The sequence below is a fragment of the Pseudomonas sp. LM13 genome (assembly GCF_041381355.1).
Lineage (GTDB): Bacteria > Pseudomonadota > Gammaproteobacteria > Pseudomonadales > Pseudomonadaceae > Stutzerimonas > Stutzerimonas frequens.
This window is the reverse complement of the sequence record NZ_JACBXH010000046.1, coordinates 24,874-31,247: the sequence shown is the minus strand read 5'-3', so window position 1 is coordinate 31,247 and position 6,374 is coordinate 24,874. Positions and strand designations below refer to the sequence as shown.

Annotated in this window: 5 protein-coding genes and 1 pseudogene; 4 read left to right on the top strand and 2 right to left on the bottom strand. The window is 62.2% G+C overall.

Annotated elements, in window-relative coordinates:
• Window positions 1–79 precede the first annotated feature (79 nt).
• From HZR81_RS20685 to sstT, 3 genes and pseudogenes are all read left to right on the top strand, one after another.
• Window positions 80–613: pseudogene (locus tag HZR81_RS20685) on the top strand (MCP four helix bundle domain-containing protein); the annotation flags it as partial.
• 45 nt (window positions 614–658) lie between these two features.
• Window positions 659–1,699: a methyl-accepting chemotaxis protein gene (locus tag HZR81_RS20680; RefSeq protein ID WP_500129115.1), complete on the top strand. Its 1,041-nt coding sequence runs from the start codon at window positions 659–661 to the stop codon at window positions 1,697–1,699.
• Window positions 1,700–1,876: 177 nt separating this feature from the next.
• Complete coding sequence (sstT, locus tag HZR81_RS20675) at window positions 1,877–3,115, top strand: serine/threonine transporter SstT (RefSeq protein WP_125921235.1); 1,239 nt, start codon at window positions 1,877–1,879, stop codon at window positions 3,113–3,115.
• 67 nt (window positions 3,116–3,182) lie between these two features.
• Here the strand turns inward: sstT and fabB are convergent, their stop codons facing one another.
• The gene (gene fabB / locus HZR81_RS20670) at window positions 3,183–4,400 is read right to left on the bottom strand and encodes a beta-ketoacyl-ACP synthase I (protein ID WP_011913036.1); all 1,218 of its coding nucleotides are present in this window, start codon (window positions 4,398–4,400) and stop codon (window positions 3,183–3,185) included.
• An 11-nt stretch (window positions 4,401–4,411) separates the two neighbouring features.
• Entirely contained in the window at window positions 4,412–4,927 is a 516-nt protein-coding gene (gene fabA, locus HZR81_RS20665) for a 3-hydroxyacyl-[acyl-carrier-protein] dehydratase FabA (protein WP_003285418.1), read from the bottom strand.
• A gap of 406 nt (window positions 4,928–5,333) precedes the next feature.
• Here fabA and HZR81_RS20660 point away from each other — a divergent pair, with 406 nt between their 5' ends.
• A complete protein-coding gene (locus HZR81_RS20660; RefSeq protein ID WP_102841272.1) occupies window positions 5,334–6,356 on the top strand; it encodes an NAD(P)H-dependent glycerol-3-phosphate dehydrogenase in 1,023 nt (340 codons plus the stop codon).
• Window positions 6,357–6,374: the final 18 nt, after the last annotated feature.

The following is a 6,374-nucleotide window of genomic DNA, read 5'->3' as shown; positions in this document are numbered from 1 at the left end:
CATATTTCTCCAGAGGGGTCAAGTTACCGGTGACCTCATCCGATATACGGTTATTACCGTAGTCGTATGAGGTCGCGTTATGTTCAGACAGATGAAGATTGCCCTGAGGGCTGGCTTGGGGTTCGGCATCGTGGCGTTGCTGGTCTTTGCGCTCGGCGTTTTCGCGCTGACGCGCATCTCGGCAATGGAGGATGAGACTGAGGAAATCGGGCAGCATCTGTTACCAACGATTCAGTTGTTGGGTCAAGCAAACCAGGATTTCCTACGTATCCGTGCCGGAACCTTGCGGCTGCTTATTGGTGACCAGCAAGAGCAGCGCAGCGGTGTAGACGGCCTGCAGACGCTCCGCAGAACGCTGGCGCAAGAGCGCGAGGATTTGGATCGCCTGGTTCAGGACGCCCAGGGCAAAGCGCTGCTGGCGACATTCGATCAATCCCTGGCCCGCTACGAGACCTTTCAGCGGCAGATGATAGATCTCGCGTTGCAGGGACGTACGGATGAGGCGATCGCGATCACACGAGGCGAGCTCAACGAGCATGCGCGCGTCACTTCGGAGACCTTGCGCGACATTATCGACATCAAGCGTAAAGCCGCCGATGCGGCTAGCGCCAACTCCATGGCAGTCGCGGCTAGCGCTTTCCAGGGTGTAGTGGTCGCCATGGTGCTGGCGGTCATCGCGACCATCATCCTGGCACTATTGCTGACCCGCAGCATCGTTCAACCGCTGGCCGAGGCTGTCGGCGTCGCCGAAGTCATCGCGGGCGGCGATCTGACCCGCAGCATTCGGGTGGTCGGCAATGACGAGCCCGCGCGCCTGCTCGTCGCGCTTCAGGCCATGCAGCAAAGTCTTCGCGATACCATCCAGGGTATTTCCCACTCATCCAACCAGTTGGCCTCGGCGGCGGAAGAGCTCAACGTCGTGACCGAAGACTCTACCCGTGGCTTGCATCAGCAAAACCACGAGATCGAGCAGGCCGCCACCGCAGTCAACGAAATGACCACCGCGGTGGATGAGGTGGCGCGCAATGCCGTCGCGACGTCCGAAGCCTCGCGCGAGTCCGACGAGACGGCGCAGCATGGTCGGCAGCAGGTCATCCGCACGGTCGAGTCGATCGACCTGCTGGCGGGCGACGTAACCCAGACGGCCACCGAGGTGGAGCGGTTGGCAGGCCAGGTGCGCGATATCAGCAAGGTGCTGGACGTGATTCGCTCCATCGCGGAGCAGACCAACCTGCTGGCCCTCAACGCGGCTATCGAAGCGGCGCGCGCCGGTGATGCTGGACGGGGGTTCGCCGTGGTTGCCGATGAGGTGAGGGCTCTGGCGCACCGCACACAGCAGTCGACCGCAGAAATCGAACAGATGATCGGCGATGTACATCAGGGCACCGACAAGGCGGTGCATGCCATGCAGGCGAGCAATGAGCGCGCCAGGACCACGCTGGAGCTGGCGCGGGCAGCCGGTGAGGCGCTCGATGGCATCGCCAGCGCGATCAGCCAGATCAGCGAGCGCAACCTGGTGATCGCCAGTGCGTCGGAGGAGCAGGCTCAGGTCGCCCGAGAGGTTGATCGCAATCTGGTGAACATTCGCGATCTGTCGCTGCAATCTTCAGCGGGTGCAAACCAGACCAGTGCAGCCAGTCAGGAGCTGGCACGCCTGGCGATCGACCTGAACAATCTCGTGGCACGCTTCCAGGTCTGATCCCGAGGGCGCTCGCCAGGGCGCCCTTTGTTCTTCAAGCGCTTCGAGCCGACTACTTCGCCCACCCGTGACAGCTCAATGCTGGGCATGGGCGGTCCAGCGGCGTACCATCCCGCGTTTTTCCATGGCAGGAACGGTCCGTTCGGGGTCGTTCTTTCCCAGCTGCGAGATGCGCCTATGTCCGATATGCCTCGAATCGTCCGCTTCATCAGTCGCACCAGTCTGGTACTCCAGATCGTCATCGGACTGGTCGTCGGAGCGTTACTGGCGCTCTTCCTGCCGGCTGCCGCCAAATCGGCCGCGCTGCTGGGCGACCTGTTCGTTCAGGCGCTCAAGGCCGTAGCGCCGGTTCTGGTATTCGTGTTGGTGACTTCGTCACTGGCCAACCACAAGCGCGGTCAGCCCACCCACATACGGCCCATCATCGTGCTTTACGCGCTGGGTACGCTGAGTGCGGCGGCGGTTGCGGTGCTGGCGAGCTTCCTGTTTCCGACCTCGCTGACGCTGGTAAGCGAAGCAACTGACGTGATACCGCCGTCCGGGGTAGGAGCGGTCCTCAATACGCTGCTGTTCAATATCGTCGACAACCCGGTGCGTGCGCTGCTCAATGGCAACTTCATCGGCATCCTGGCGTGGGCAATCGGTCTCGGCTTCGCCTTTCGCCATGCACAGGACAGCACGCGGCGGCTGATTGGCGACCTGTCCGATGGCGTCACGCTGATCGTCAAGGTGGTGATCCGCTTCGCGCCGCTCGGTGTGTTCGGCCTGGTCGCCGGTACGCTGGCCGATTCGGGCTTCGATGTGCTGCTGGGCTATGTCCGGCTGCTGCTCGTGCTGGTGGGCGCCATGCTGTTCATGGCGCTGGTGATGAACCCGCTGATCGTGTTCTGGCAGATTCGCCGCAATCCCTATCCGCTGGTACTCACCTGTCTTCGTGAGAGTGGCATCACGGCCTTCTTCACGCGCAGTTCGGCTGCCAATATTCCGGTGAACATGCAGTTGTGCCAGCGTCTCGGGTTGCACAAGGACACCTACTCGGTGTCCATCCCGCTGGGTGCGACAATCAACATGGGTGGGGCGGCAATCACCATCACGGTGCTTACGCTGGCTGCGGTCAATACTCTCGGCATTCAGGTGGATATCGCCACGGCGGTGCTGCTGAGCCTGTTGGCGGCGGTCTGCGCCTGCGGGGCCTCGGGTGTCGCCGGCGGCTCGCTGCTGCTCATTCCGCTGGCCTGCAGCCTGTTCGGGATCTCCAATGACCTGGCGATGCAGGTCGTGGCGGTCGGCTTCATCATCGGCGTGGTGCAGGACTCGGCAGAAACCGCGCTGAACTCGTCGACTGACGTGCTGTTCACTGCAGCCTCCTGTATCGCCCATGGCGATATCGACGAGGGTGCTGAGCGGCGCGTCTGAATCAACTGATCGCGGAAACAAGAACGGCGCCCTAGGGCGCCGTTCTCATGTGTCGCTTGCTGCTGGCTCAGGCCTTGTAGCGACGCAGTACCAGCGTGGCATTGGTGCCGCCGAACCCGAAGCTGTTGCTCATGATCGTGTCGATCTGAGCGTTCTCGCGGGTTTCGCGAAGGATCGGCATGTCGGCGACTTCCGGGTCCAACTCGTCGATGTTGGCCGAGCCGGCGATGAAGTTGCCTTCCATCATCAGCATCGAGTAGATCGCTTCGTGAACGCCGGCGGCGCCCAGCGAGTGGCCGGACAGGCTCTTGGTCGAGCTGATGGTCGGGACCTTGTCGCCGAACATGTTGCGTACGGCCTTGATCTCGGCCACGTCGCCCACCGGGGTGGAGGTGCCGTGGGTGTTGAGGTAGTCGATCGAGCCCTCGACGGTGGACATCGCCTGCTGCATGCAGCGCAGGGCGCCTTCACCGCTCGGTGCGACCATGTCGTAGCCGTCGGAAGTGGCGCCGTAGCCGACGATCTCGGCGTAGATCTTGGCGCCGCGCTTGAGGGCGTGCTCCAGCTCTTCGACCACCACCATGCCGCCGCCGCCGGCGATGACGAATCCGTCACGCTTGGCATCGTAGGCGCGCGAGGCCTTTTCCGGGGTTTCGTTGTACTGGCTGGACAGGGCGCCCATGGCGTCGAACAGGCAGCTCTGGCTCCAGTGCTCCTCTTCACCACCACCGGCGAAGACGACGTCCTGCTTGCCCATCTGGATCTGCTCCATGGCATGGCCGATGCAATGCGCGCTGGTAGCGCAGGCCGACGCGATGGAGTAGTTGATGCCCTTGATGCGGAACGGCGTGGCCAGGCAGGCGGATACCGTGCTGCTCATGGTGCGCGGCACGCGGTATGGGCCGATGCGCTTGACGCCCTTGTCGCGCAGGATGTCGATGGCTTCCATCTGGTTGATGGTGGAAGCCCCACCCGAGCCGGCCACCAGGCCGATGCGCGGGTTGGAAATGTCATCCAGGCTGAAGCCGGCGTCCTTCACGGCCTGCTCCATCGCCAGGTAGGCGTAGGCGGCGGCGTCACCCATGAAGCGCAGGACCTTGCGGTCGATCAGCTCTTCGAGGTTCAGGTTGACGGAGCCCGAGACCTGGCTGCGCAGCCCCATGTCCGCATAGGACTGGTTGAAGCGAATGCCGGGGCGACCGGCGCGCAGGTTGCCGGAGACGGTCTCTTTGTCATTGCCCAGGCAGGAAACGATACCCAGGCCAGTGATCACGACGCGACGCATGCGGATGTCCTTCAAAAGCTGTCGGTAGAGGTGAACAGGCCGACGCGCAAGCCTTCGGCACTGTAGATCTCGCGGCCATCAACGCTAACGGTGCCGTCGGCGATACCGAGAATCAGCGAGCGGTTGATGGTGCGCTTGATGTGGATGTTGTAGGTGACCTTCTTCGCGGTCGGCAGCACCTGACCGAAGAACTTCACTTCGCCCGAGCCGAGGGCGCGGCCGCGGCCAGGGTTGCCCTGCCAGCCGAGGTAGAAGCCGACCAGCTGCCACATGGCATCGAGGCCCAGGCAGCCGGGCATGACCGGATCGCCTTCGAAGTGGCAGGCGAAGAACCAGAGATCAGGGTTGATATCCAGCTCGGCGACCAGCTCGCCCTTGCCATACTTGCCGCCCACTTCGCTGATGTGAACGATACGGTCGACCATCAGCATGTTCGGCGCAGGCAGTTGCGCATTACCGGGACCGAAGAGTTCGCCGCGGCTGCAACGAAGCAGGTCTTCCCGAGTAAAGGCGTGTTGTTTGGTCATGCGTATTCCTCAATGGGCCCCGCGAAGGGCTTTGCTGCTTACATACCGGGCCCGAGTTCGAGGCCTGATCATCAAGACTAGTCATAGACTGTCGCGTTGTGGCTAAAGTCACAGCCTGACAACAGCGACGCCATTCATGCCATATCTGTGGCCGAAGGGCGCAAAGACAGAATTGGGCGGCTACTTTAACACTCCTGAACTGCTAACGAGGACCTTGCGACAGCGTGTCCTCTATAGACAATCGTTGCAGTGACGGTTGCCTATTGCTCGCAAATGCGTATCTCAGCGGTGCAGACGCGGCGCTAAGTCGATGATTTGGCGGGGTTTGGCTTTGCGCTGGTGGCCGCCAGCATGAAACGTATAATGCCCGTCACTGCCATCGCGAATGGCTCATAACGGAAACCACATGACACAACAGCAATCCATCGCGGTACTCGGCGGCGGCAGTTTCGGTACCGCGATCGCCAACCTGCTGGCCGAGAACGGGCATCACGTCCTGCTCTGGATGCGCGATGCACAGCAGGCCGAGTGCATACGTACGCAGCGGCAGAACCCGCGATATCTGAAGGGCGTCGAGGTTCTGCCGCAGGTGGAGCCGACCACGGATCTGGCGTCGACCCTTGAAGCTTGCGAGCTGGTTTTCGTCGCGCTGCCCTCCAGCGCCCTGCGCCAGGCGTTGCAGCCGTTCGCCGCGCAGCTGGGCGGCAAGATGCTGATCAGCACCACCAAGGGCATCGAGGCGGACGGTTTTACGCTGATGAGCCAGATTCTCGAGCAGATTGCGCCACAGGCTCGTATCGGCGTGCTGTCTGGACCGAACCTGGCTCGTGAAGTGGCCGAACACGCGCTGACCGCTACCGTCGTGGCGAGTCAGGACGAGGCGTTGTGCCGCAGCGTACAGCAGGTCCTGCATGGTCGTACCTTCCGCGTCTACGCCAGTTCCGATCGATTCGGTGTCGAATTGGGCGGGGCGCTGAAAAACGTCTACGCGATCATGGCCGGCATGGCAGCCGCGCTGGGCATGGGCGAGAACACGCGCAGCATGCTGATTACCCGGGCCCTGGCGGAAATGACACGCTTCGCGGTGAAGCTGGGGGCCAACCCCATGACCTTTCTCGGCCTGGCCGGTGTCGGCGACCTGATCGTCACCTGTACTTCACCCAAGAGCCGCAACTTCCAGGTGGGCTATGCGCTTGGCGAAGGACTAAGCCTGGACGAGGCGGTTTCCCGCCTGGGCGAAGTTGCCGAAGGCGTGAACACCATCAAGGTGCTCAAATGCAAGGCCGAGGAACTGCAGGTCTACATGCCGCTGGTCGCGGGGTTGCACGCCATTCTGTTCGAGGGTCGTACGCTCGATCAGATCATCGCCATGCTGATGCGTGGTGAGCCCAAGACCGACGTGGATTTCATTTCAACCGACGGATTCTGAACCGAGCTCCAGGAGACT